At 52.3% G+C, this 24148-nt stretch carries 21 protein-coding genes and 3 pseudogenes; 14 read left to right on the forward strand and 10 right to left on the reverse strand.

Translation table 11 applies throughout. The features are described 5' to 3' along the window. The first annotated feature begins 119 nt into the window (after positions 1-119). Both istA and istB read left to right on the forward strand, forming a co-directional pair. Positions 120-1660: pseudogene (gene istA / locus THECO_RS22755) on the forward strand (IS21 family transposase). Beyond that, positions 1657-2412 (forward strand): IS21-like element helper ATPase IstB, encoded by a 756-nt coding sequence (gene istB / locus THECO_RS16780; RefSeq protein ID WP_015253556.1) that lies wholly within the window; start codon positions 1657-1659, stop codon positions 2410-2412. The pseudogene istA and the gene istB overlap by 4 nt, the downstream one beginning before the upstream one ends. 51 nt (positions 2413-2463) lie before the next feature. On the opposite strand, the pseudogene THECO_RS16785 reads toward istB, so the two are convergent. Next, positions 2464-3120, reverse strand: a pseudogene (locus THECO_RS16785) (sodium-dependent transporter); the annotation flags it as partial. Positions 3121-3296: 176 nt separating this feature from the next. Between THECO_RS16785 and THECO_RS16790 the strand changes: the two are divergent. Continuing rightward, complete coding sequence (locus tag THECO_RS16790; protein WP_157373614.1) at positions 3297-3602, forward strand: hypothetical protein; 306 nt, start codon at positions 3297-3299, stop codon at positions 3600-3602. Between the two features lie 84 nt (positions 3603-3686). On the opposite strand, the gene THECO_RS21295 is transcribed toward THECO_RS16790, so the two are convergent. Together THECO_RS21295 and THECO_RS16795 are read right to left on the reverse strand one after the other, a co-directional pair. After that, complete coding sequence (locus THECO_RS21295) at positions 3687-4298, reverse strand: DNA modification methylase (RefSeq protein WP_015256223.1); 612 nt, start codon at positions 4296-4298, stop codon at positions 3687-3689. Positions 4299-4590: 292 nt separating this feature from the next. After that, positions 4591-5938: pseudogene (locus THECO_RS16795) on the reverse strand (ISLre2-like element ISTco2 family transposase). A 254-nt stretch (positions 5939-6192) separates the two neighbouring features. Here THECO_RS16795 and THECO_RS16800 point away from each other — a divergent pair. After that, positions 6193-7494 carry an IS1380 family transposase gene (locus tag THECO_RS16800; RefSeq protein WP_015256225.1) on the forward strand — a complete coding sequence of 434 codons (1302 nt, stop codon included), beginning with the start codon at positions 6193-6195 and terminating at the stop codon, positions 7492-7494. A gap of 354 nt (positions 7495-7848) precedes the next feature. On the opposite strand, the gene THECO_RS16805 is transcribed toward THECO_RS16800, so the two are convergent. The 4 genes from THECO_RS16805 to THECO_RS16820 all read right to left on the reverse strand — a co-directional run bounded on the left by THECO_RS16805 (position 7849) and on the right by THECO_RS16820 (position 11516). Next, entirely contained in the window at positions 7849-9150 is a 1302-nt protein-coding gene (locus tag THECO_RS16805) for an IS1380 family transposase (RefSeq protein ID WP_015253106.1), read from the reverse strand. 72 nt (positions 9151-9222) lie between these two features. Continuing rightward, complete coding sequence (locus tag THECO_RS16810) at positions 9223-9693, reverse strand: hypothetical protein (protein WP_015256226.1); 471 nt, start codon at positions 9691-9693, stop codon at positions 9223-9225. A gap of 66 nt (positions 9694-9759) precedes the next feature. Continuing rightward, complete coding sequence (locus THECO_RS16815; RefSeq protein ID WP_015256227.1) at positions 9760-11001, reverse strand: ISL3 family transposase; 1242 nt, start codon at positions 10999-11001, stop codon at positions 9760-9762. A 209-nt stretch (positions 11002-11210) separates the two neighbouring features. Beyond that, positions 11211-11516 carry a Ger(x)C family spore germination C-terminal domain-containing protein gene (locus THECO_RS16820; RefSeq protein WP_083883309.1) on the reverse strand — a complete coding sequence of 102 codons (306 nt, stop codon included), beginning with the start codon at positions 11514-11516 and terminating at the stop codon, positions 11211-11213. On the opposite strand from THECO_RS16820, the gene THECO_RS16825 reads away from it, so the two are divergent. After that, entirely contained in the window at positions 11501-12655 is a 1155-nt protein-coding gene (locus THECO_RS16825) for a methyl-accepting chemotaxis protein (RefSeq protein WP_041853973.1), read from the forward strand. The two genes, THECO_RS16820 and THECO_RS16825, sit on opposite strands and share 16 nt — an antisense overlap. A gap of 126 nt (positions 12656-12781) precedes the next feature. Here the strand turns inward: THECO_RS16825 and THECO_RS16830 are convergent, their stop codons facing one another. The 3 genes from THECO_RS16830 to THECO_RS16840 all read right to left on the reverse strand — a co-directional run bounded on the left by THECO_RS16830 (position 12782) and on the right by THECO_RS16840 (position 15354). Then, positions 12782-13264 carry a hypothetical protein gene (locus THECO_RS16830; RefSeq protein WP_015256228.1) on the reverse strand — a complete coding sequence of 161 codons (483 nt, stop codon included), beginning with the start codon at positions 13262-13264 and terminating at the stop codon, positions 12782-12784. Positions 13265-13405: 141 nt separating this feature from the next. Then, positions 13406-13771, reverse strand: a complete 366-nt coding sequence (locus THECO_RS16835) for a DUF2294 domain-containing protein (protein WP_015256229.1) — start codon at positions 13769-13771, stop codon at positions 13406-13408. 236 nt (positions 13772-14007) lie between these two features. Then, positions 14008-15354 carry an ISLre2-like element ISTco2 family transposase gene (locus tag THECO_RS16840; protein ID WP_015256230.1) on the reverse strand — a complete coding sequence of 449 codons (1347 nt, stop codon included), beginning with the start codon at positions 15352-15354 and terminating at the stop codon, positions 14008-14010. Positions 15355-15538: 184 nt separating this feature from the next. On the opposite strand from THECO_RS16840, the gene thyA reads away from it, so the two are divergent. From thyA to THECO_RS16885, 9 genes are all read left to right on the forward strand, one after another. Further along, positions 15539-16333, forward strand: a complete 795-nt coding sequence (gene thyA, locus THECO_RS16845; protein WP_041854612.1) for a thymidylate synthase — start codon at positions 15539-15541, stop codon at positions 16331-16333. 16 nt (positions 16334-16349) lie between these two features. Further along, the gene (locus THECO_RS16850) at positions 16350-16676 is read left to right on the forward strand and encodes a YnfA family protein (protein ID WP_015256232.1); all 327 of its coding nucleotides are present in this window, start codon (positions 16350-16352) and stop codon (positions 16674-16676) included. 96 nt (positions 16677-16772) lie between these two features. Further along, positions 16773-17102: an ArsR/SmtB family transcription factor gene (locus tag THECO_RS16855; protein WP_015256233.1), complete on the forward strand. Its 330-nt coding sequence runs from the start codon at positions 16773-16775 to the stop codon at positions 17100-17102. A gap of 29 nt (positions 17103-17131) precedes the next feature. Further along, positions 17132-18172, forward strand: coding sequence for an ACR3 family arsenite efflux transporter (gene arsB, locus THECO_RS16860; protein ID WP_198285817.1), 1041 nt, complete (start codon positions 17132-17134; stop codon positions 18170-18172). A 4-nt stretch (positions 18173-18176) separates the two neighbouring features. After that, positions 18177-18599, forward strand: a complete 423-nt coding sequence (arsC, locus tag THECO_RS16865; RefSeq protein WP_015256235.1) for an arsenate reductase (thioredoxin) — start codon at positions 18177-18179, stop codon at positions 18597-18599. Between the two features lie 291 nt (positions 18600-18890). Beyond that, the gene (locus tag THECO_RS16870) at positions 18891-20066 is read left to right on the forward strand and encodes a cation:proton antiporter (protein WP_015256236.1); all 1176 of its coding nucleotides are present in this window, start codon (positions 18891-18893) and stop codon (positions 20064-20066) included. Between the two features lie 172 nt (positions 20067-20238). Continuing rightward, on the forward strand, positions 20239-21357 hold the full coding sequence (locus tag THECO_RS16875) for an MFS transporter (protein WP_015256237.1): 1119 nt from the start codon (positions 20239-20241) through the stop codon (positions 21355-21357). 135 nt (positions 21358-21492) lie between these two features. Then, a complete protein-coding gene (locus THECO_RS16880) occupies positions 21493-22263 on the forward strand; it encodes a TerC family protein (RefSeq protein WP_015256238.1) in 771 nt (256 codons plus the stop codon). Positions 22264-22605: 342 nt separating this feature from the next. Next, on the forward strand, positions 22606-24114 hold the full coding sequence (locus THECO_RS16885) for an NADH dehydrogenase subunit 5 (RefSeq protein ID WP_015256239.1): 1509 nt from the start codon (positions 22606-22608) through the stop codon (positions 24112-24114). The last annotated feature ends 34 nt before the right edge of the window (positions 24115-24148 follow it).

Raw genomic sequence — 24148 nt, forward strand, 5'->3', positions numbered from 1 at the left:
AACAAGAAACACGAAATAATCTTGAACACGAATTCCCTGATTCTCCCTCACCCGATATAATCAAGCTGGAAATTCATCAGTGTAGGGTGAGGAGAATGAAATCTGCGGAAAGGTGGCCTATGTACATTGAAATCTATCAACTGAAACAGTTGGGGCTCAATGTTTCACAGATAGCCCGCAAACTGAACATTTCTCGAAACACCGTGTACAAATATCTGAACATGTCGCCGGAAGAAATGCAGGCATTCATCGAATCGGTGAAGACGCGGCGAAAGAAGCTGGATCCGTTTGAATCCCAAGTTCTTCAATGGTTGCGGGAATATCCGGACCTATCGGCCGCTCAGATTCATGACTGGTTGAAGGAACGGCGCTTGGATGCCAACGTCTGCGAGAGCACCGTTCGGCACTTCGTCCGGCACTTGCGTGAGCGGCATGGTATCCCGAAAAGCAAACCGATGCGCCAGTACGAAGCGGTGGAAGACCCGCCCATGGGACAGCAGATGCAAGTTGACTTCGGCGAAACGAGAACGCACGATCTTCATCAGCATCCCGTACGGTTATGGTGCATCACGTTTGTCCTGTCCCATTCCCGGTACAAATACGTGGAATGGCAGGATCGACCGTTTACCACGGCGGATGTGATCCGCTGCCACGAGAACGCCTTTGAATTTTTCGGCGGCATGACTCGCGAGATCGTCTATGACCAGGATCATCTTCTGCTTGTAAGCGAAAACCACGGCGATCTGATTCTGACGGCCGAATTTGCCGCCTACGTCCGGCAGCGCAGATTTCAGATTCGCATGTGCCGCAAGCAAGATCCGGAAAGCAAGGGGCGGGTGGAAAACGTCGTCGGTTTCGTCAAACGCAACTTTGCGCGCCATCGGACGTTTACCCACATCGACCGGTGGAACGAAGACTGTTTGGCTTGGTTGAACCGAACCGGAAACGGGCGGATGCATCACACGACCAAAAAATACCGGCGGACGTGTTCGCCGAAGAGCGGCGCCATCTCCTGCCGGTTCCCGAAAAAATACAAACCAATTCTGCACCCAGTATAACAAGACGGGTGCGAAAAGACAATACGATTGTCTTTCAGGGGAACCGGTACTCGCTGCCGCTTGGCACCTACACCGGCACGGACACGTCTGTGGAGATTCGCGTGACGCCGGACAAGCAGTTGGTGGCGTTCGATCCGGCAACCGGCGAGGAACTGGCCCGCCATCCGCTGCATGCGGGTAAAGGCAAACTCATCAAAAACACCAACCATGCCCGGGATCGTTCCAAAGGGATTGGCGCCTATATGGAACACGTGGCCGCCCGCTTTCCAGAACCGGCGCAAGCCCGATCCTATCTGGCGGTCATCCGGGAACAAAAACCGCGTTACATTCGGGACCAGTTGCAATGGATCGATCGACACGCCAAAGACGCGGATCCGGATGTGCTGGCGCAAGCGTTGGCCTATTGTCTGAAACATCGACTCTACCAAGCCACGGATTTCGTGGATGCCCTGCACTATTACGCGGCTCTGAAATCGGCCGCGGCACCAGCCGTTCCGACCGATGTCCGGTTGCTCAGCGAGCCGGAACGGCAGAAACTGAAGATGAAGCCGCAAGTTCGCCCGTTTGACGTATATCAAGCCATCCTGGAGGGAGCCCGATGAGTGAAGCGACGATGGAACTGAAGTCCGTATTCAGCGCGCTGCAGTTAACCGCCGCCGCTGGGGCGCTGGACGAACTCCTGATGGAAGCCGAAACCAGGCAGTGGAGTTACCGCCAGTGTTTGCAGCGCGTGCTTTCGTACGAGTTGAAAAAACGGGAAGAAAAGCAGTTTGCCCGTCGGTACAAACGCGCCGCGTTCCCGGAACTGAAAACGTTGGACGAATTTCGGGTCGACGAACAACCGTCCCTGGGACAACGTCAGTTGCAGCAACTTCGGGAACTGATGTGGCTGGAGCAGCATTATAACTTGCTCTTTCTGGGCCCGCCAGGCGTCGGGAAGACGCATCTGGCGATTGGACTGGGCGTCGAGGCATTGAATCAAGGATATAGCGTCAGTTTCGTCACGATGGATCAGTTGTTGCATCTCTTGAAGACGCAAGAGATTTCCCGAAACGCCCAGCTGCGGGTGAATCGGATCATCCGTTCCGATCTGGTGATTCTGGACGATCTGATGTTCATGGCGCTGGATCGGCAGGAGGCTCACTTGTTCTTTCAGTTGATCAACAAACTGTATGGGCAGGCCTCCATCATCCTGACGTCCAACAAAGGACCGGAAGATTGGGGAGAACTGCTCGGGGATCCGGCCGTCACAACCGCCATTCTGGACCGGATCCTGCATCGAAGCGAGGTGATTCACCTGACAGGAGACAGCTACCGGCTCAAGCACCGCCAAACCATATTTGGAAATTTCTAGTTGTTGAAAATAAATTCGCGAAATTTGTTCAAAGGTACTTGACGGTTACACCAGCTTCGAAAAATCGGGCCGCAGAAAGAAGTCCACGCCCTGACCCGCACCCGGCAGCGTCAGCGAACGCCACATCAACACGACCAGAATGACGAAAAAGCTGGGGATCAAGATTTTATTGAACTTCTCGATGCCGCCGGATACGCCGCGGGCAATGACCCAGCCGGCGATCAGCATCGTCACCGCCTGCCAGAAGATCGGCAGATAGCCTGATGCGAAATCGAGAAATTTCTCTTTGTAATCCGTTCCCTCGCCGAACATAAGCCCGGTGAACGATTCCACCGTATAATGGAGCGTCCAGCCCGCCACCACGGCATAATACGACATGATCAGGAAAGCGGTCAGGATGAAAAGCAGCCCCACCATGCCCCAGAACCGGTTTCCCGTGAGCTGGTACAAGGAACCGGCGGCGTTTCGGCGCCCGCTGCGTCCGATCGTCATCTCCGCCAGCAGCACCGGCAGCCCCGTAATCAGCAGACAGACGATGAACAGCAGAAAGAATGCCGCTCCCCCGTGCTGTCCCGTGATATAGGGAAACTTCCACATGTTGCCGAGCCCGACCGAACTGCCGATCGCGGCCAGAATGAAGCCGGATGACGTGAACAGTTCTTTTTTCGACGGTTGGTCGGCCCCGTTCTGAGATGTCTGATGATTCAAGCCTGATGGTCCTTTCTGTAAAAATTCGCGCAACAGAATAAACTATAGCACAGTGCCTAACCCGAGCAAATATGCAAATTCGACAAAATGAATTGCAAAAATCAGGAAATCCCTATATAATGCAAAAGAATATTTAACGGAGAGTGATTTTTACTTTTATGAAGAAGCTTGTTTTCATGGCAATCATCGCACTATTGACCCTGTCGGCTTGCTCGGGCGGCAGCAAGGATGAGCACATTTCGCTGACTGATGCAAACGCACAAACGGATGCAGCATCCAATCAGGACAACAGCAAGCAGGAAGACAGCAATTCGTCGGGGATCGAGGTTGACAAAGGCTCGCGAAATGTCGAAATCACCCTCCCCGCTTCGTTCTTCGGCGACCAGGACGCCGAACAGGTGATCGAAGACGCGAAATCCAAAGGCGTCAGCGAAGCCACAGTCAACGACGACGGCTCTGTCACCTACAAGATGTCGAATTAAAAGGTTGAGGCTAAGTTAGGAATTGAGTAATAATTTGGTTGTTTGATGGGGTTGCATACTGAAACCATACTCAGTCGTAAAAAGTTACTTCCGAAAAATTAGCAGATGCTCATGGACTATAGGTATGAATTTACCTTGATATTCCTTGCGCATTGAATGAGCATTGTGTTGCACCTTAATTATATGTGATTCAAGTGTGCCAAAATATTTCATGTCTTTAATTATTGAATAGTACCTTCCATTTTTCCTGCAGTCTCCAATTAGTGTTGCTAATCTCCCACCAACAGACAAACTAGAAAAAAGCTTTTCATGGACAAAATCTAGCTTTCTGATAAAATCCTCGTAACTCTCCGCTCTAGACAAATCATCTTTATGTGCCGTCCCCCATACTTCTCCTGAATAAATCACCATGTCATAGTATGGTGGATGGCAGAAAATAAAATCTGCACAGATTGGTACGTCGTCTTTCAACGCATTCCATCCACCCCACTCTGGATTAAGGTCTAAATGGACAGAGTCGGTATATCCCAACTCTTTTGCAACCTCATAACCAGTTCCACCCCCCGCAAAAACTTCTAAAAATGTACGTGGTTTATAAAACTCAAGCAAGTCCTTAATAAGATAACCGGAGCAATTTCCTCTATATGTAGCAAGCCCCCACTTTCCACGATTAGGATATGAGAGTACGCTTTTCATGCTTAACCTCCTGAATACAAAATAAAATAAGCATGCCCATAAAAAAAGTTGGGCATGCTTTGCTCCAATCAACTATAATAGAGATATTAGTGTTTCATCCAACAACCTACAACAAACTATACCATATTGAGCATAAGAATTAAAGCAGAATTTGAGGCGAGTCAGTGTCAAGCTAGCGTGGGCAGTCATTTAAGATGCTTGGAACGCGAACCCCAAAGGAAACCTCTTCCTTGTAAGCGCTTTGCTTCGTTCTTTCATCAAATAAAAGTGATTTGTCAGAATTTTTTTGCCATTATCCGCGAAGAGCTTTGAGTGCCATACCCGTTGTGCTGCTTTGCTTCGGTCCTTGCAGCATGCGAATCATTCCAGCGATACAACCCTTGACTGGTTGCGTCACGTTCTTGAGCAATTGCCGCATGTTTATTGGCTGTTGTGACGTTGCTTGCATACTCGCATGTCCTTCAACCGTTCTTACAACCATGCCGGCTTCTTTAATCCTCATCATTGTCCACAGCATCGCCCTGACGCCTCGCTCACTCCAACTGTACCCGCCACGCTTCGTCCGCTTGGCGAATATGCGCATCTGCGATTCCGCGCTTCCCATCGGGCGCATACCGCTTGTGTCGATCCCCTTCACCTGGAGTGTTTTTCGGTAGTCGTCCAAATGCTTCTCGTGCCGCTTCAGATAGCTTTTATACTGCTTCCAATCCTTCCGGTTCTCTTCCGCTATCTCTTGCTCCGCTACGCTTTCTAAGGCCGCTATAAGCGCGGCTGCGTCTTGTTTGGCCAGCGACCGTCTCACGGTCTCCCACACCTTCGGTAAATGTCCGACAAAACGTTTCAAATCACGCGCCACATGAAAGCGGTCCAGCATGTACAGGCATTGGTGAAAGTAGGATGTACATTCCCCGATCCACCCCGCGCCGTCTCCGTTCACCACAAGCCACGTGTTCTCGTCGATTTCGTAACGCTCCACCAGAAAGTCCCCGAACCCTTCCCAGAAGTCGCCGCCGCTCGTATGCAGGTAATGCTGTTTATTCTTCAGCCGCACTCGCTTGCCGCTCTTCTCCCAGCCTTCGTGTACGACAGCGATTGCGTTCTCCATCCCACGCTTCTTGCTCCGCTGCAGCTTCGTGTATAGCCCATCCACTTCCACGAACAGCACGCGGGCAGCGCGCCGTTTCACCGCTGGCATCGGCTGTTGCGCACGCTCAATCAGTTTTTCCCTGATCGCTTGGTGGCTCAGCACATTGTATCCCAGGAGCTGCTCCAGCCGCTTAGCGCTGTCCCGGTACGACGGTCCTTGGCTGGCGAATGCGATGGCTGTCTCTTCCAAATGCGGACTGACTTTCCCGCGCCCTTCGAATTGCAACAGCTGATCCAGCAGATACACGTGTTTTGCCGCTTCTACGGTCACAGTACAATCTCCGCTTAAAGCGCACATTCCCGAACACTGTGTTGACGCTTGTTTCACGCTCGTCCTTTACTCGATAACGCTCTCGGTCCCGTTGCTCCAGGATCTGCTGATCCAGCGCCTCCAGCACCTGCTTCATCGCACGAGCGAATTCCTCCTGCATTTTCCGGAAAATCCATTGCTCAATCTCTTTCATCGTCGGCATTGTTGTGGTAAAGTGGCTCACAGGAGCTTCCTCCTTCTTGGTGTGTTGTGGACAAACATCACTTTACCAAGGGAGAAGCTCTTTTTCTATGTCCGCTTTTTCCAATTCCTACACCCACGAAGATTTTACACTAACTTGAGGCGATACAGCATGGATCAAAAATTGATCCTAAATTTCGAAAGTATCGCGATTTGAAAACATGAAAAGTGCCCCTAATCTTTGGTAGAATGGTGTTTGTACGAACAACATCACCCAAAGAGAGGAGCACCTTTTAGGTGAAGTCTACCACATCCGTCGGCAAAATCAAGACTGAATTTTCTCTGGAGAATGCTACCAGCTTCGGTGGCGTCAAAATCTTTCTGGAATACCTGGAGAAAATCAGGCTTTCTCAGGCATTACGCGGATTGTCGTGTGTGAAAGCTCACAACTCGTTATTTCCGGTTTATCGCATTCTGCTTTACCTCATCGTTGGATGGATGCTCGGCTGCGAGCGGCTCTTTCATTTTCGCAAACTGCAGCACGACTCGCTTCTCAAGCGATTTCTCGGCGGGCGATGCCCGCACCACACCTTGCTGTATAAAGAACTGATTCGTATGCGAACATATTGCCTCCACCTGCGATCGGAACTGCGAACGCTCAATCAGACCGTCATTCAGCCCTGCCTGCCGTCAGCGCTCATCCTGGATCTGGACTCCACGGTGGAAACCGTATACGGCGATCAAGTCGGCGCTGCGAAAGGCACGAACCCGCATAAGCCCGGCCGCAAAAGCTACCACCCGCTGCTGGCATTTGAGGGGCAGTCCCGTCTGTGCCTGAATGCCGTCCTCCGATCGGGGAACACGCATGCCTCTACGGATGCTGCTTCGTTCTTGAACGAAACGTTCGAGCTCCTTGGCGGACGTTCGGTGAAATATGCCCGATTCGACAAGGGCTTCGGCGGCGAGGAGTTCTATAGCCTGTGGGAAGGCAAGAAAATCGGCTATGTCGGCAAGCTGAAATGGACGCAGCGCCTTGCGGCGCAGGTTGCAGCCTGCCGGTACTGGAAACGATTTGTCGATGAAGACTGGATTATCGAAGGGATTACGCTCATTTACAAAGCGACATCCTGGAAAAAGCCCCGCCGCGTGGCGATCATTCGCAAAGCGCAGGTAATCGATGACGGACAGACCCGCTTGGTATTCGACACCGATTGGCAATACGAAGCGATCGTGACCAATCTGGATTGGGAGCCGATTGACCTGTGGCGGTTCTACAACCAGCGCTGCTGTATGGAAAACTACATCAAGGAAGCCAAGAACGGGTTTTCGATTGACCGGATTGCGACCAGCGATTTTCAGGCGAATGAAATCGATCTGCTCATCAAGCTGCTGGCGTACAACCTGTTCGAACGGTTCAAGCGTGACTGCTGCGAGCCGGTTCATCAAGGTTACACGATTGCCCGTTTCCGTCTGGAGTTCTTTCATTGCGCCGCGACGCTGATTCGGCACAGCCGCAATGTGATTCTCAGGTTAGCAAAAGATTTTGCAAACCGGCATGTCTGGAAGCGAATCGAAGCCAGAATCGCCATACTGGAATGACTTCTCCCTTAATTTTACATGGAAACCGAGAAGCCTCTTCAATGGGGAGGGGGAAGAACCATCCGCATATTGCGGATCTGGTCTCGCTCCGCCGGGAAATTACCCTTTTTCTTACAGCTCGTGTGCCGCTCGGTTCAAAACAGGTCTTGATATCATGGGCTTTCGAAATTCAGGTTGATCCTAAATTTCGAAAGCCCGTAATATCAAACACTGAATATAGTGGATCTGCCTCGCGGACTGTAAAAAAGTAGAGGTTTCCCAGTCCATTCGATTCAGATCAACGTTATGCAGATGCACTTTCCCCCTCCCCGCTGAAGAGGCTGCGATTTCTTCCATGTTAAATTTAGGGTTTTCTCATTCCAAAAGTGCGATCCTGGCTTCTATTCGTTGCCATGCATACCGGTTTGCAAAGTCTTTCGCCAGCTTGAGAATGATGTTGCGGCTATGGCGAATAATCGTTGCTGCGCAGTGGAAGAACTCTAATCGGAACCGAGCGATTGTGTAACCTTGATGTACCGGTTCGCAGCAACTTCGCTTGAATCGCTCGAACAAATTGTAGGCGAGTAATTTGATCAGCAAGTCGAGTTCATTCGCCTCAAATTCGCTCGTCGCAATTCTATCAATGGAGAAGCCGTTCTTCGCTTCCTTGATATAGTTCTCCATTGAGCAGCGCTGGTTGTAGAAGCGCCACAGATCAAGCGGCTCCCATTCGAGATTGGTGACGATCGCTTCGTATTGCCAGTCCGAATCGAACACCATGCGGGTCTGGCCATCATCAACGATGTGTGCCTTGCGAATAATGGCTACGCGGCGCGGCTTCTCCCAAGATGTCGCTTTGTAGATGATCGTAATCCCTTCGATGATCCAGTCTTCATCGACGAATCGTTTCCAGTACCGGCAGGCTGCGACTTGTTCTGCAAGGCGCTTTGTCCATTTCAACTTTCCGACGTAACCGATTCCTTTGCCTTCCCACAGGCCGTAGAAATCTTCACCGCCGAAGCCCTTATCGAACCTCGCGTACTTCACCGGATGCTCCCTCAGCAGTTCGAAGGTTTGGTGAAGAAAAGCTGACGCATCCGTGGAGGAGTGCGTATTGCCCGAACGTAGAACGGCATTCAAACATAGACGAGACTGTCCTTCGAAGGCCAGCAAAGGATGATAACTCTTACGGCCGGGCTTATGCGGGTTCGTGCCTTTAGCCGCTCCGCCCTGATCGCCATATACGGTTTCAACGGTGGAGTCAAGGTCCAGAATGAGAGCCTCTGGTAAACAAGGTCCAATGATTTCCTGATTGAGCGACCGCAATTCGGGCAACAGTTTCGGGTGCGATTTGCTAAGACGCGACAACTCTTTGTATAACAGCGAATGGTGCGGACAGCGTCCACCGAGAAACCGCTTTAGAAGCGAGTCTTGCTGTAGCTTGCGGAAATGGAAGAGGCGTTCGCAGCCGAGCATCCAGCCGACGACGAGATAAAGCAGAATACGGTAGACGGGGAACAGCGAGTTGTTTGCTTTCATGCATGACAGCCTTTGTAAAGCAGCGGCAAACTTGATTTTTTCGAGGTATTCCAGGAAGATTTTGATGCCGCCGAAACTGGTCGCGTTTTGTAAGGAAAATTCGGTCTTGATTTTGCTGATGGGTGTGGTAGACTTCACCTAAAAGGTGCTCCTCTCTTTGGGTGTAGTGTTCTCGATAAACACCATTCTACCAAAGATTTGGAGCCCTTTTCACGTTTTCAAAGAGTCGTACTTTCGAAATTCAGGATGATAATTGTTTTGAAGGATGAGCGGAACTCCGTATGGCTTGGCCGTGCGATACTCCAATACTCGCCCTGCTTCATAGGTTGTTCCGTGACGGAAATCAAAATCAGCAGTATCTGAAGAATAACTGTCTTGGTCCACATAATGTAAATGGTCGGTCGAAATGAAAAACAGGCCAAAATCGTAATTCCCCGAGTTTACATAGTTCTCAAGATTGTGCAAGTCCGCAAAAACGTCGTAACGGTTGTTCGGCTCTCTATGGTTGTCTTTCTGAAAAAATTTAAGTTCAATCGCACATTTAGTCGTCTCGGAAGCATTTTGCAATCCGAGCACAATGTCGATCTTAGCTTTTTTAGAACCGCTTTTGTTTAATGCACCTGAAGAGAGGTAAGGCACCTCAAGCTTGATGAAAAATGAATCGTCAGGTGAAAATTGCATCAACTCTCCAACAGTTTTTAGAATATAAGCAAAATGAGGATCAATCTCAAAATCAGTGCTTGACAGTTAACCCAACAACCGATGGCGGTTGCATTCGATGAGAATGCCTGCTTTATAATGACTGCGATTTCGTGTGAAATAATGCCGGCGCTGAAAGGCCTTAATGCGATTATGGCGTCCTTCTACGGTTGCGTTTGTCCATCGGCATTGATGATAGTTCACGATCTCCTCTTTCCAGTTGCGCATTGTCTTAAGCGTGCTTCGGACTGCAGGATGGTTGATTCGATCACCTTGCTCGCACCATCGCTCAAATCCCCGTTGGGCAACGGCAAAGCTGGGGGAGCAGTCGTACCAGGTCGCAAACGCTTCTTTCCACTCCCATACGCTGCGAAGAAGCGGGGAGTAACTCAGCAGCGTTTCCAGCCGTTTTCGGCTTTCTTCGCTCAGGCTTTCCGCTGATGGGTTCAACAGCCGATGACTCGCCTTCAGATGCGCCTTAGCCCGCGGCGACAGGGTGTTCTGAACGGTTTTCCGAACCTCTTGCACGCATTTGATCACGTACCCATGAACATGAAAACGGTCCGCGATGCGAATGGCATTCGGGAAACACTCGCTGATCCAGGCATGGTAAGCCTGGGCCAAATCCATGACCACCGCTTTGGGGTTAAGCCGAAGGAAATCCGGATGCTCCTGGGCATAGGTCCTAAGCTCCTCCAGCTTTCGGCCCGGCAGCAGATCAAGCATGGTCTCGCCTTTCAGGTTGTGAATGCCGGTGTTATACGTATGGCCTTTCTTGACCGCGAAGTCATCGACACCTAACACCAGCTCTTCCATTTCTTTTGCTTCTTCCCACACTTGTTTATAGATCCGTTCCCCTTCCGCCGGAACCGCTTCGTGATGGATGCGCTGTATGGTGCTGGCCGGCGCCTGCTGCATCCGGGCGCTGTGGGCGGCTGTAGAACCGAGTGCCTGTTCGACGGCATGGGAGCGGAAAAGCTTGCTGTAGCGCTGCCTGGGTCCGACAAACTCGTACGCCCATACAAAACCGGCTTCGCAACGCGTACAATACATCCGGATGGACGGCACATGCAGATAGGTTTTCTTCTCGAATACACAAAGATGCCGGATGCGCCGCATGTCATTTCTTCCCTTACGGATCACCGCCTGGTCGGACCCGCAACAGGGGCAACATTGCTTGTCACCCAGTGGCACGGCTTCGATGTGAACTTCATCGGCATCGATGGACAGAATTTGGTGAATTTTTAACTCTGGTAAGTCGAGCAGTTCATTGATATACTGAGTATGCATCTGTCTATTCCTTTGTTGTTTGTTGGGTGAGACTTACAACAATACAGGATTAGCAGATGTTTTTCCACTTTTAGCCTTGGATTATTTCGTCAAGCACTGATTTCGGTTTTGAGCCTCTTTTGCGACTTCATTTTCGGCCATTTGTACAGGGCTATCAGCACCAAAACCGCAGCAATTCCCAAAACCGCCGCCCATTTCAATTTCTTTGATCACCTTTGATCCGGCTGGAAAAAGCTTTTGCCTGTCAACCCCGGTCTGGCAACTTTCACATTCGTCTCCAGCCTGACTCCCACATTCGGATAGATCTCGTCCCAGCGATCCTTGTTTTGATTCCATTTCTGCGGATATTTACGGTAAAAAGCGTCGGCAAACTGGAAAATGTCGGCTTTCATCTTCTTCTGCGCCTGGGCCAGTGCCATGTTCACACGATGGTTGATGTCGTCTTCCAATTCCGTCTCCAATTGTTCGATATGCTTCGGAACCGAGAGATCCAGATCCGTTGTATTTTCAACGATATCGTCCCGGGCTTCTGGTACTTATCGTTTCGGTCATTTCGTCTTACTTCACTGGCGCATTGACGGCCAGAAACGTACGCAAAGTCGGGAACGCCATCGCAGAGATTGCCTCTTCCGGCGGTGATTTGACGAAACGAATTACAGTGAAAACAAAGGACGAAACGAAGGATTTGGCCGATCAAACGAACTTGCTGTTATCCAGTCTTCAGAGCATGATTGCCGATATTCAAAGGAAGACCCTGGAATTGGAGCGCTCCTCCTCCATGTTGAAGGTTGGCGCAGAAGAGAGCTACAAAGCTGCCGATCAAATTTCCGAATCTGTTCAACGCGTAGCGCAGGGAGCGGAGCAGCAAGTATCCCAGACAGAAGAGATGTCGGCGATCTTGCAGGAGACGGTATCGGGACTGGAACAGGTTGCCGCCACGACAACCGATGTTTCCGACCTTGCTAGGCGAGCGCAGTCCGTCGCGACGAAGAATGCCGGCGAAATGCAGGCAAATGCGGAAAAAATCGGCCGGATCGAAGAAACGTTTTCCGACATTCAGGCTTCCGCCGCGGAACTGGCATTGCTTTCTGAAAAGATTCGGGATGTGGTCGGATATATTCAGGATGTCTCCAATCAAACCAATCTGTTGTCGCTGAACGCCGCCATCGAAGCGGCGCGCGCCGGGGAACAAGGCCGAGGGTTTGCCGTCGTGGCCGGTGAAATCCGCAAGCTGGCGGACCAGGCGGCGAATTCGACCGTTGAGATCCATGAAACCATTGAAGTGATGTTGAACGGCATTAACGGACTCGTCCAGAAAGTAAACGAGAACAGCCATGGCGTCAAGGATGGCGTTCAGGCCATGCTGAAGGCCAGCGAATCGTTCCGGGCCATTATGAACGAAGTGAACAACTTGAGCGTGCAAGTGATGGAGGTTGCCGCTTCCGTAGGTCAAATGTCCGCAGGAAGCAAAGCGATTGAAGGTTCGATTCGGGAAATTACGAAGATTACGGAAGAAACCGCCTCGTTCACGGAAGAGGTTGCGGCCATGACTGAAGAACAGGCGGCCACGAGCCAGGAAATGCTAAAAACCGCTCATCAGCTTGGCGAAATGTCGGATTCTCTGAAAGCGTTAGTCGGCAAGTTCAAAGTATGAGTGCGAGTCCCGATCCCTCATCCGATGGAGATCCATGTCGAACCTATTCGTAGTCTCGCGACCACGTCGGGTGTTCTCCGGGAAACGATCTGCTAGTGGGCTCTTCTTCTCCTGATTTTACGGGACTCACTCTTGGACAATCAGATGATCTTGATTGTCCAGAAGCGCAACGTTCACCTTGACTGGACGGGGCAACAGCGGATGGTTTTGCAGCAAATGGGCGGTTTTCCAGGCCCCCGAGCTTTCATCTGATGGAACATGGAACCACCGGTCTTCGGACAGCCCGGACAGATGAGAAATCAAATAGGTTGCGGTGGAAGCCGTTCGTTTATCGGCGTTTTCCGACAAAATGGAGAAAGTGGAATCTTGCTCGCTCTTATATCCAAGAATCCAAATTTCCTGAATGGCCGAATAGCGCATGAGCGCGCTGAGGATGCTGCGGGCAAGAGAACCGTAAGGATCCCAGACAAGCACTTCTTCACAACGGAAAATCAGAGGTTTTTTCTGTTTATGGCCATCCAAGAATCGTTCCAACGCAAGGTCCGCTTTTGGACCAATACCGACGAGGATGAGCATGTCATAATCCACAGTAGTTTTTCGGAATGTCATGTGTTTTCACATCCTTTTTTTGTAATAAAAAACCGGGAAAAATCGGCACGTTCCGAACCAATGGGCATGGAACAAAACGTGCGATATTTCCCGGTTTATCTTTAACCGACCTTGCCCGGCCGTTTAAAGGATCCACCGAAACTATGAATATTGTTCTTCCAGATTGTCCGAGAGGATAAATACCATGACCCGTTCCCCGGTTCGGGTGCTGACGTCGGTGTAGAAACTGGTCACATTTGAGCCCGTCAGGTTTGCGATAAGTTCCTTCAATTGGTCGCTGCCCGATTCCACGAGATCCGCCCGGATTTTTTTAATGGAGAGCATTCCTTCGGTCGTTTGGGCCAAATTGCGTTCGGCAGGGGTTAAAACCCCCTTCAGTAAGACGATGACCATATTCCGCACAATATCCGTTTTGACCGAAACGGAACCGCGGCCCAAATATTCCTTTTCCCACTGGGTAAGAGCCTTGCTGATTTTGTCCTCCAGTTCTCCTTTTGACCATTGCATATCGAAACCCCGTAAAGATAAAATGAGGATCAGGGAGAAGAACCAATCCTGATGCCCTTATAGTATATTTTTTGGTGTGCAATTGTCAAGAAAGTGGAACCGTTTGTCAGTGTCAAGCTAGCGTGGGCAGTCATTTAAGATGCTTGGAACGCGAACCCCAAAGGAAACCTCTTCCTTGTAAGCGCTTTGCTTCGTTCTTTCATCAAATAAAAGTGATTTGTCAGAATTTTTTGCCATTATCCGCGAAGAGCTTTGAGTGCCATACCCGTTGTGCTGCTTTGCTTCGGTCCTTGCAGCATGCGAATCATTCCAGCGATACAACCCTTGACTGGTTGCGTCACGTTCTTGAGCAATTGCCGCATGTTTATTGGCTGTTGTGACGTTGCTTGCATACTCGCATGTCCTTCAACCGTTCTTACAACCATGCCGGCTTCTTTAATCCTCATCATTGTCCACAGCATCGCCCTGACGCCTCGCTCACTCCAACTGTACCCGCCACGCTTCGTCCGCTTGGCGAATATGCGCATCTGCGATTCCGCGCTTCCCATCGGGCGCATACCGCTTGTGTCGATCCCCTTCACCTGGAGTGTTTTTCGGTAGTCGTCCAAATGCTTCTCGCGCCGCTTCAGATAGCTTTTATACTGCTTCCAATCCTTCCGGTTCTCTTCCGCTATCTCTTGCTCCGCTACGCTTTCTAAGGCCGCTATAAGCGCGGCTGCGTCCTGTTTGGCCAGCGACCGTCTCACGGTCTCCCACACCTTCGGTAAATGTCCGACAAAACGTTTCAAATCACGCGCCACATGAAAGCGGTCCAGCATGTACAGGCATTGGTGAAAGTAGGATGTACATTCCCCGATCCACCCCGCGCCGTCTCCGTTCACCACAAGCCACGTGTTCTCGTCGATTTCGTAACGCTCCACCAGAAAGTCCCCGAACCCTTCCCAGAAGTTGCCGCCGCTCGTATGCAGGTAATGCTGTTTATTCTTCAGCCGCACTCGCTTGCCGCTCTTCTCCCAGCCTTCGTGTACGACAGCGATTGCGTTCTCCATCCCACGCTTCTTGCTCCGCTGCAGCTTCGTGTATAGCCCATCCACTTCCACGAACAATACTCGCGCTGGGCGTCGCTTCACCTCAGACATCGGCTGTTCCGCACGCTCAATCAGTTTTTCCCTGATCGCTTGGTGGCTCAGCACATTGTATCCCAGGAGCTGCTCCAGCCGCTTAGCGCTGTCCCGGTACGACGGTCCTTGGCTGGCGAATGCGATGGCTGTCTCTTCCAAATGCGGACTGACTTTCCCGCGCCCTTCGAATTGCAACAGCTGATCCAGCAGATACACGTGTTTGCCGCTTCTACGGTCACAGTACAATCTCCGCTTAAAGCGCACATTCCCGAACACTGTGTTGACGCTTGTTTCACGCTCGTCCTTTACTCGATAACGCTCTCGGTCCCGTTGCTCCAGGATCTGCTGATCCAGCGCCTCCAGCACCTGCTTCATCGCACGAGCGAATTCCTCCTGCATTTTCCGAAATATCCATTGCTCAATCTCTTTCATTGTCGGCATTGTTGTGGTAATGTTGCTCACAGGAGCTTCCTCCTTCTTGGTGTGTTGTGCGCAAACATCACTTTACCAAGGGAGAAGCTCTTTTTCTATGTCCGCTTTTTCCAATTCCTACACCCACGAAGATTTTACACTAACGAACCGTTTTGACAGGAAATCAAGTGGTGACCGGTAAGGTATATGTATCGTGAAAATGAAGGTGATGCCGTTGAAAGTGTACCTGGACTTGCTGAAAGACGTGTTGGACCATGGAGTTCCCAAGACGGACCGGACGGGAACCGGAACGATATCGGTGTTCGGTCGCCAGCTTCGTTTCGACTTGTCACAAGGTTTTCCGTTGCTGACCACGAAGCGGATTCATATTCGGTCGGTCGTCCATGAGCTGCTCTGGTTCCTGAAAGGGGATACCAATATTCGGTATTTGAACGAAAACGGGGTGACGATCTGGGACGAATGGGCTGACGAAAACGGCGACCTGGGACCGGTGTACGGCAAGCAGTGGCGGGCTTGGGAAGCGCCGGACGGCCGCATGATCGACCAGATCGCCCGGGTGGTGGAGGCGATCCGGACCAATCCGGATTCCCGCCGCCATATCGTAAACGCTTGGAACGTGGCGGATATCGATCAGATGAAGTTGCTGCCGTGCCATGTGATGTTTCAGTTTTACGTGGCGGAGGGCAAACTGTCGTGCATGCTGACGATGCGTTCGGTGGATGTGTTTCTGGGGTTGCCGTTTAACATTGCCGAGTACGCGCTGCTTACGCATATGATGGCGCAGCAGTGCGATCTGGAACCGGGCGAACTCATCTGGTCCGGCGGGGATGTGCATCTGTACAGTAACCATCTGGAGCAGGCGAAACTGCAGTTGAGCCGGGAACCGTTTCCGTTGCCGAGGCTCGTCATCAAGCGGAAGCCGCCCAGCATATTCGATTATGTGTACGAAGATTTCGAGTTTGTCGATTACCGCCATCATCCGGCGATCAAGGCGCCGGTCGCCATTTAATTTCAAGGGGGAAACCATGGCAAAGGCGATTGTTTTGTTTTTGGCGGCAGGACTGGCGGAAATTGGCGGCGGATATCTGGTCTGGCTGTGGCTGAGGGAATCAAAACCGCTCTGGGTCGGCGTGCTGGGAGGGATGATCCTGGTGCTGTACGGGATCATTCCCACCCTGCAAAGCTTCCCCAACTTTGGTCGCGTGTACGCCGCTTACGGCGGAGCGTTTATTCTATTGGCGGTGATCTGGGGATGGTTGGTGGACCGAAAAACGCCCGATCTCTACGACTGGATCGGAGCGTTGATTTGCATGATCGGCGTTTCCGTCATGTTGTGGGCACCGCGATCGTAATCCGATGGAAACAAACCATTTGCATATCCATACAAGTTTCTTTTGCATAACCATATAGTTATATGATAAATTTATTAAGAGGAAAGGTGAAGGGATGTGGACATCGAAAAGTTGGCGGACATGCTGAAAGCGTTGGCCGATCCCACCCGCCTAAAAATGGTGGCCATGCTTCATCATCGGGATTGTTGCGTATGCGAATTTGTTCCTGTGTTTAAGATCTCCCAACCTGCGGTTTCCAAACATTTAAGCCGATTGAAAACGGCAGGGTTCGTCAAGGAGAGCCGCAAAGGGCAGTGGGTGTTTTACTCTCTGAGACGAGAAACCTTAGAGCAGGTTGGACTGGGGCTGATGCAGTTGCCCGACATGTCGGAGGAATTAAACAAGTTGGAACAACAGGGGCTGTTGGTCAACGTTTGCTGTGAATAAGAGGAGTGGATGGCATGGGTAGTCAAAACATCAAAAGGCTTTCGTTTCTGGATCGTTATTTGACGGTGTGGATTTTTCTGGCCATGGCCGTTGGCGTCGGTTGCGGTTACTGGTTTCCCGACATGGTGGACAACTTGAATGCGTTGCAGGTCGGCACCACCTCCATTCCCATCGCCGTTGGGCTGATCCTCATGATGTACCCGCCGCTGGCGAAAGTGAAATACGAGGAACTGGGTCATGTGTTCCGCAACGTGAAAGTGCTGGGCTTGTCTCTCGTGCAAAACTGGGTGATCGGGCCGATCCTCATGTTCGTGCTGGCGATCCTTTTCCTGCGGGGCAATCCCGAGTACATGGTCGGCCTGATTCTGATCGGTCTTGCCCGCTGCATCGCCATGGTCGTCGTCTGGAACGATCTTTCCAAAGGGGACACGGAGTACGCGGCGGGCTTGGTGGCGTTCAATTCCATCTTTCAGGTGTTGTTTTATTCGTTCTACGCGTTCGTGTTCGTCACAATTGTGCCGCAGTGGCTCGGATTGGAAAGCATGGTCATCGAGATCACGATGGCCGAGGTCGCCAAAAGCGTGTTTATCTACCTGGGCATTCCCTTCCTTGCGGGGATGATCACCCGGTATGTGTTGGTGAAAGCAAAGGGGAAAGTGTGGTACGATCGGGTGTTCATTCCGAAGATCAGCCCGCTGACCTTGGTCGCCCTGCTGTTCACCATCGTGGTCATGTTCTCCCTCAAGGGGGAGGTCATCCTTGAACTGCCTATGGATGTGCTCAGGGTCGCGATCCCGCTTCTCATCTACTTTGTCGTCATGTTTGTGGTGTCGTTTTGGCTCAGCAAAAAAGCGGGAGCTGGCTACCCCGTCTGTACGACGCTTTCCTTTACCGCCGCGAGCAACAATTTTGAACTGGCGATTGCGGTGGCGGTCGGCGTGTTCGGCATTCATTCGGGAGCGGCGTTCGTGGCGGTCATCGGCCCGCTGGTGGAAGTGCCCGTAATGCTGGCTCTGGTGAAGCTGTCGCTCTATTTCCATCGCAAATTTTTTTCCACCCAAGGAGGCTGACAAAGTGACGGAGAAACCGATCCTCTATTTTCTTTGCACAGGCAATTCCTGCCGCAGTCAAATGGCGGAAGGATTCGGGAAAAAATATCTAGGCGACCGATTTGACGTGTACAGTGCGGGAATCGAGGCTCACGGTCTCAATCCGTATGCCGTAAAGGTCATGCGGGAGGTGGGAATTGACATCTCCAATCAGACGTCCGATGTGATCGATCCCGAGCTTTTAAACAAAGCGGATTATGTGATTACGCTTTGTGGCGATGCCAACGACCGATGCCCGATGACACCCCCGCACGTGACCCGCTGGCATTGGGGATTTGACGATCCCGCCAAGGCAACGGGGACGGAAGAAGAAAGACTGGTAGTGTTCCGCCGCGTGCGGGATGAGATTGAAGAGCGAATCAAGCGGTTTCGCGACATGGGAGCATAAATGTGGAAAACTGGATGTGAGGATTGCAAATGGATTTCTCATTTTTCTTGACTGTAAACGGAAGGTAACCTATAATCTTCTCGTGTATTGAAATATTCATACCGTTTCATGTGGAGGAGCCTGTCATAGACGGGCTTCTCTTATTTTTTTCTTCATTTCGGCCAAAATGGGGGACTGCGAAAATGTGACGAATCGTTCAGAACAGGTATCAGATTCACGAAGGCCGTTACTTTGCATAGTCTCACCGGGCTGAGACAAGATATTGGGCAGAAATACAAAAGGAGCGATAACATGAATCATGTCGTGGAATTCTTGTTGCAGTTAACCATTATTCTTATAGCCACCAAACTTGCAGGAGATCTTGCCGCACGGTTGGGGCAACCTTCAGTATTGGGGCAACTTTTGGCAGGCGTGTTGATTGGTCCTGCCGTGGCGAGCTGGGTAGAGCCTTCCGTTATTTTGGAGGTTTTTGCCCAGATCGGCGTTCTTCTCTTGATGTTTTTGGCTGGTCTGGAAACTGACCTGAGAGCATTGAACGAAAACCGCAATACTTCCATTGCTGTAGCGGTGGGAGGTATGCTGTTTCCGCTTGCGGGGGGATATACCGTCGGGTTATGGCTCGGGATGGAACAGGGACATGCGCTGTTTCTCGGATTGCTGCTTTCGGCAACGTCCGTGAGCATTTCAGTGCAAACGTTCCGGGAACTGGGGAAATTGAACAGCCGGGAAAGCACGACCGTATTGGGGGCGGCGATTGTTGACGATATTCTGGTTGTGTTCGGTCTTACAATTGTTCTCGGGTTGCTTACGGCCAGTGAAATCAGCCTGGCGTGGGTGATCGGCAAGAAGGTGATCTTTATATTTCTCGCGGTAATCATGGTCTGGAAAGGCATTCCCTTTGCCTTGCGGAAGTTCGCCCATTTAAAGCGAACCGAACCGGTCCTGGGCATTAGCATTTTTTTGTGTCTGATATTCTCATTGGCTGAGGAATACTTTGGAGTTGCCGGCATTATCGGCGCTTTTGCTGCCGGACTGGCGATTTCCAGAACCGAATTCAAACATCAGATTGAGAAAAAATTGGAAGCCGTCGCCTATTCGTTCTTTGTTCCGGTCTTTCTTGCCAGCATCGGTCTGACCGTTTCGTTCGACGGATTGTCTGAACAACTGCTACCCCTTTTCATATTGTCCGTTTTGGCTATTGCATCCAAACTGATCGGCTCGGGATTGGGAGCCAGAATAACTGGGTTTGATACAAGATCCTCCTTCATCATCGGCTCGGGAATGGTTTCGCGCGGTGAAGTCGCTCTGATTATTGCGGCGCTGGGCCTGAATTCCAGCTTGCTTCCGTCAGAGTTGTACACGACGATCATTTTGGTCATTGTCATTACAACCGTCGTAGTGCCTCCCCTGCTCAAGTGGTTCTTGAAGGATACAGGCGGTAAAACAAAAATGAACCAGGATGTATGAATAAAAGCCTGTAAAAAAGCGAAAAAAACTTGAAAATTGATCATGCAAAACCCGTGTTCACCACCAGCCATTGCATGCTATAATAATTCAATTTGAACAAGCGCATCTCCTTCTGTCAAAATGCATTCGGAAGGACGCACTTGCATCACGGACAACTAGCTAGAGCAACCGAATGGTGACCTTATTGCGGCAGGATCTGGGGGCGCCTATCGGCATGGCGGGGGTGCTGTCGTTTACGGTCACGATCGGCACGATCGTGTCCGCCCTTGCCACGAGCCGCGTCGTCTGGCGCATCGGCACGGCGCGCACCACGCTGATCAGCGTTGCCATGACGGCCGGCGCGCTGCTCGGCTTTTCGATTGCGCCTTCCATCGCGTGCCTCATGGTCTTCGCCATACTGCTCGGACTCGGCGGCGGCGCCGTCGAGTCCGAGCTCAACCACTACATTGCAGGGAATTACGAAGCCCGCCACATGAGCTGGCTGCACTGTTTCTGGGGCGTCAGCGTAACGATCAGCCCGATGATTCTGTCCGTTTACCTGTCCGAAGGTGACTGGAGAGACGGATACGCGGTGATCGGCCTCATCCAGTCGGCGCTTGTAGCGGTGCTTTTTGCATCGCTGCCCCTGTGGAAACATATGGAGAAGAATCGGGCCGGTGGCGGACAAGCCCCGCAGGCGGATGCGCCCGCGCGCGGGCCGGACGAAGGACGCAAGCCGAAAAATTCGGCCGGCGTCAAGTACGCGCTGGGGACGTTCCTGTTCTACTGCGGCGTGGAGTCGACGGCCGGCTTGTGTGACAGCAGTTATCTGGTCAATGCCAAAGGGATCCCGGCCGACGATGCGGCGTTGTGGATCTCGATCTACTTTGCGGGCATTACGATCGGCAGGTTCGTGAGCGGATTCGTCACGCTCAAATTCAGCAGTCCGACGCTGATCCGGGCGGGGCAGATCACGACCCTGGCCGGCGCGCTGCTTCTGCTGCTGCCGCTTCCCGCCGGCTTTTCACTGGCCGGGTTTCTGATTACCGGATTGGGACTGGCGCCGATCTTTCCGAGCATGCTGCACGAGACGCCCGCCCGGTTCGGCGAAGCCCACGCCGGGAGGATTATGGGGTATCAGATTGCGACAGCCTATACGGGTGCGGCCATCCTGCCTCCGCTGCGCGGAATGCTGGCCGGATACTGGACGATCGGCATTTTCCCGCTGTACATCGTCCTGATGGCAGCCGCGATGTTGCTCGCCACGGAGCGGCTGAACCTGCTGTTGCGGCGGCGGCATAATGCCGTATAAAATGCAAGAAACGCATGCGGCAGGAAATCGTATGAAAGAATGTCAGTTTTCCCGCAGACTGGCGGCAGGAATTCCGCATGCCGGCCGCCGCACGGGGAAACCTTACGGAGCCGACAATCGAAGGAGGAACGTTCGTTGGACATTTGGCTGGAGTACGCGTGGGCGCTCTTGATTCTGATCGGACTGGAAGGGCTGCTGTCGGCTGACAACGCGCTCGTGCTTGCCGTCATCGCGAAGCATTTGCCGGAGAACCAGAGATCCAAGGCGATCAATTACGGCATCATCATGGCCTTCGCTTTCCGGTTCGCTGCCCTGTTCGCAATCTCGTTCATCGCCAATGTATGGCAGGTGCAGGCGATCGGCGCCGCATATCTGCTGTATCTGGGACTCAAGCATGTCATCCAGGCCCGCTTCGGGAAGAAGGATGCGCATAAGGAAGAGAAACAGTCCGGTTCGGCGAGGGGCTTCTGGGGCACGGTCGGTAAGATCGCGCTGGCCGACCTGGCATTCGCCATCGATTCCATCCTCGCCGCGGTGGCGCTCGCGCTCGGCTTGCCGGATTCGCCGCTTGGCGACTTCGGCGGAATGGACGGCGGCAAGTTCGCCGTCGTGGTGCTGGGCGGCATCGCCGGTCTGGTGCTGCTCAAATACGCCGCAGGCTGGTTCATCAAACTGCTGGCCAAACGTCCGGCGCTGGAGACGACAGCGTATGCTATTGTGGCATGGGTCGGCGTCAAGCTGGCGGTCATCACCCTGGCCCATCACGACATCGGCGTGCTGGACCACGATTTCCCCCACAGCACGGCCTGGACTATCGTCTTCTACGGCGTGCTGGTCGCGATCGCGCTGCTGGGCTGGTTCTCGCCCGCGAACAAGCCGGCCGCCAAAAACGAGGAACAGCACTGACAATTCTGCAAGGGACTCCCATGAATGCCGTTCATCTTCGGATGAGCGGCATTTGCTTTGAAAAAAACTTGAATATTGTTTGCAATGAAAAGCGGACTGCGCTATAATTTAATAATCGAATACGACAGTTTCAACTGACTGGGCCGACCTGTCGAACTTCCCACCGCAACAGGATGGTTCAAGGTAAGCCCGTATCGTATGTAAAACAAGGTGGATTTTCAAAAAGTCCGCATCGGATTTGTTGGAAATAGACCGACCATACCATCTGGATCAAACTCCGATTTCAATCGGGGTGTTCCGCCAGGATGGTATGGTCGGTCTTTTTGTTGGGAGGAAATGGTCTTGAATGTTGCGATGTTTATTGCCTTCATTGCCGGATGGATGATCGCATGGATCAGCGCATGTTGCCTGTGTATATCCCGCGTCTCCGATCGATACGTTCGCCTGCACGTCTTTTTGCTGGCCATACCGGTCGTGGTGTCCTTTGCGGGACTGATCGGCGCCGATCAGGTTCGGGAGACGGGACTATGGCACCTGGATCGGACAGCATGGCTGATGGCGTCTTACGTAGGATTGCTTGGCTGGACGATTCAACGGTTTTGTATCCGGTTCATGCACGGTGACCGTTCTTATCGCGCTTACTTTACCCTGTTGACGTTCACGACCGGATCGGCATCCCTCATCTGGTTCAGCGGCGATTTGCGCTTGCTCGCGCTGTTGTGGGGACTACCTTTGTCAGGTCTGGTCGGGTTGGTTTTATTGAACAAGGAATGGACGCCTGTCCGCCATGTTGCCCGGCTTATGTCCCGAATGTTTGCCGTCAGTTGGCTTTCCCTGCTGCTTGCCGCCGTATGGCTGTGGCAGGTGACCGGACATTGGCGGATCACGCAGGTGCTGTCAGAGGAATCGCTCTTGCGGCCGGGATGGGGAAACGCGGCTGGAATCGGCGCGTTGGTTGTGCTCGCCGCCATCATCCCGGCGGGTCAATGGCCGTTCCAGCGGTGGCTCTTGGAATCGGCGGTCATCCCGACGCCGGTTTCGGCCGCGATGCATGCGGGACTCGTCAATGCAGGCGGCATGCTGCTGGCCCGATTTTCACCACTGCTGGATGGCAGTTTGCCCCAGTGGCTGCTTGTGGTCCCGGCGGTTTTGTCGATTTTTGTCGGAACCGGCATTCTTCTGGTGCAACCGGACTATAAACGGCAATTGGTGGCTTCCACGTTGGCGCAAATGGGGATGATGTTTCTCCAATGTGCCTTGGGTGCCTATGTGCTGGCGGTCTTGCACCTGATCTTTCACGGATGGTTCAAGGCTGCCCTGTTTTTGCGTTCCGGTTCCGTTGTGCCGAGGCCAAGGCCCGCGCTTTTGGCGCCCGATCCGCCTTCGAAAAGATGGCTGCTTTACGGCGTGCTGGGCGGAATCGTGCTGGGAACCGGATTTTGGTTGGCGGAACCCCACGAGCCGCTTCGCCTGTTGCGGGCGCTGTTGTTGGGTTGGTCGATTTCTGTGGCCTGGTGGCAGATGGCCGTGTTACAGAAAGGACGCTGGATTTCCATGATCGTCCTGTCCAGTCTCGGGTTGTCCGCGATGGCGTTCCACGACGCACTGGCTTCCATGCTGGGCGATGCGCTGCCTGCAGCCATTTCAACCGGAAGAACTGAGACCGCCGTCGTCCTCCTGATCGCCTGCGGAGGGCTGGCGGGATTGGGATTGACCGCACGCCGCACAACGGAAATACGGGCGAAGTTGTATCTATGGCTGGTTCATCTTGGCGAAGCGCGCGATGAGGCGGTGGAAAGCCATCCACGCTATCTCAGGGCGTACATGCGTAGGGGAGGGGAGTTAAAATGAATCGCTCCGCGATGTTGTCCGAACGGGCTGTGGA

It is taken from the genome of Thermobacillus composti KWC4, from assembly GCF_000227705.2.
Lineage (GTDB): Bacteria > Bacillota > Bacilli > Paenibacillales > Paenibacillaceae > Thermobacillus > Thermobacillus xylanilyticus.

Coding starts and splice junctions, on each gene's coding strand:
- istB (WP_015253556.1), top strand. CDS start 1,657: ATGAGTGAAGCGACGATGGAACTGAAGTCCGTATTCAGCGCGCTGCAG.
- THECO_RS16790 (WP_157373614.1), top strand. CDS start 3,297: ATGGCAATCATCGCACTATTGACCCTGTCGGCTTGCTCGGGCGGCAGC.
- THECO_RS21295 (WP_015256223.1), bottom strand. CDS start 4,298: ATGAAAAGCGTACTCTCATATCCTAATCGTGGAAAGTGGGGGCTTGCT.
- THECO_RS16810 (WP_015256226.1), bottom strand. CDS start 9,693: ATGCAATTTTCACCTGACGATTCATTTTTCATCAAGCTTGAGGTGCCT.
- THECO_RS16815 (WP_015256227.1), bottom strand. CDS start 11,001: ATGCATACTCAGTATATCAATGAACTGCTCGACTTACCAGAGTTAAAA.
- THECO_RS16830 (WP_015256228.1), bottom strand. CDS start 13,264: ATGACATTCCGAAAAACTACTGTGGATTATGACATGCTCATCCTCGTC.
- THECO_RS16835 (WP_015256229.1), bottom strand. CDS start 13,771: ATGCAATGGTCAAAAGGAGAACTGGAGGACAAAATCAGCAAGGCTCTT.
- THECO_RS16850 (WP_015256232.1), top strand. CDS start 16,350: ATGGCAAAGGCGATTGTTTTGTTTTTGGCGGCAGGACTGGCGGAAATT.
- THECO_RS16870 (WP_015256236.1), top strand. CDS start 18,891: ATGAATCATGTCGTGGAATTCTTGTTGCAGTTAACCATTATTCTTATA.
- THECO_RS16875 (WP_015256237.1), top strand. CDS start 20,239: ATGGTGACCTTATTGCGGCAGGATCTGGGGGCGCCTATCGGCATGGCG.